1 pseudogene is annotated in these 1,352 nt (G+C 68.3%); it reads left to right on the top strand.

Annotated elements, in window-relative coordinates:
• Nucleotides 1-1,352, top strand: a pseudogene (locus KUW17_RS23170) (hypothetical protein); the annotation flags it as partial.

Below are 1,352 nucleotides of genomic sequence, written 5' to 3'. Positions count from 1 at the left end.
GGCACTTCGGATCCAGAGGACGAGCTAGCTGGTGACGGTGACACCTTGGACCCGGAGGATGAGCCCGCTGGCGGTGACGGCGGTACCTCGGACCCGGCGGATGAACCCGCAGGTGACGGCGGTGAAACTTCGGACTTGGCGGATGAACCCGATGGCGAAGGCGGTGACACCTTGGACCCAGAGGGAGAGCCCGGTGGAGACGGTGGTGAAACCTCGGAGCCGGAAGACGGGTCCGACGGAGACGATGGTGAAACTTCGGACCCGGCGGATGAACCCGCAGGTGACGGCGGTGAAACTTCGGACTTGGCGGATGAACCCGATGGCGAAGGCGGTGACACCTTGGACCCGGAGGGCGAGCCCGGTGGAGACGGTGGTGAAACCTCGGAGCCGGAAGACGGGCCCGTCGGAGACGACGGCGGCACCTCGGAGCTGGAGGATGAGCCCGCTGGCGACGGCGGCGGCACTTCGGACCCGGCGGATGAGCCCGACGGAGACGGCGGCGGCACCTCGGACCCGGCGGATGAACCCGATGGCGATGGAGGCACTTCGGATCCAGAGGACGAGCTAGCTGGTGACGGCGGTACCTCGGACCCGGAGGATGAGCCTGGCGGAGACGGTGGTGGTACCCCGGGCCCGGAAGACGAGCCTGCTGGCGACGGCGGTGACACCTCGGACCCGGCAGATGAGCCCGGCGGAGACGGTGGTGACACCTTGGACCCGGAGGATGAGCCCGCTGGCGGTGACGGCGGTACCTCGGACCCGGCGGATGAACCCGCAGGTGACGGCGGTGAAACTTCGGACTTGGCGGATGAACCCGATGGCGAAGGCGGTGACACCTTGGACCCAGAGGGAGAGCCCGGTGGAGACGGTGGTGAAACCTCGGAGCCGGAAGACGGGTCCGACGGAGACGATGGTGAAACTTCGGACCCGGCGGATGAACCCGCAGGTGACGGCGGTGAAACTTCGGACTTGGCGGATGAACCCGATGGCGAAGGCGGTGACACCTTGGACCCGGAGGGCGAGCCCGGTGGAGACGGTGGTGAAACCTCGGAGCCGGAAGACGGGCCCGTCGGAGACGACGGCGGCACCTCGGAGCTGGAGGATGAGCCCGCTGGCGACGGCGGCGGCACTTCGGACCCGGCGGATGAGCCCGACGGAGACGGCGGCGGCACCTCGGACCCGGCGGATGAACCCGCTGGCGAAGGTGGCGGTACCTCGGACCCGGAAGACGAGCCCGCTGGCGACGGTGGTGAAACTTCGGATCCGGCGGATGAACCCGATGGCGATGGAGGCACTTCGGATCCAGAGGACGAGCTAGCTGGTGACGGTGACACCTTGGACCCGGAGGATGA

The organism is Leisingera aquaemixtae, from assembly GCF_019801145.1.
Lineage (GTDB): Bacteria > Pseudomonadota > Alphaproteobacteria > Rhodobacterales > Rhodobacteraceae > Leisingera > Leisingera aquaemixtae_A.
This window is presented reverse-complemented; position numbering and strand designations above follow the sequence as displayed.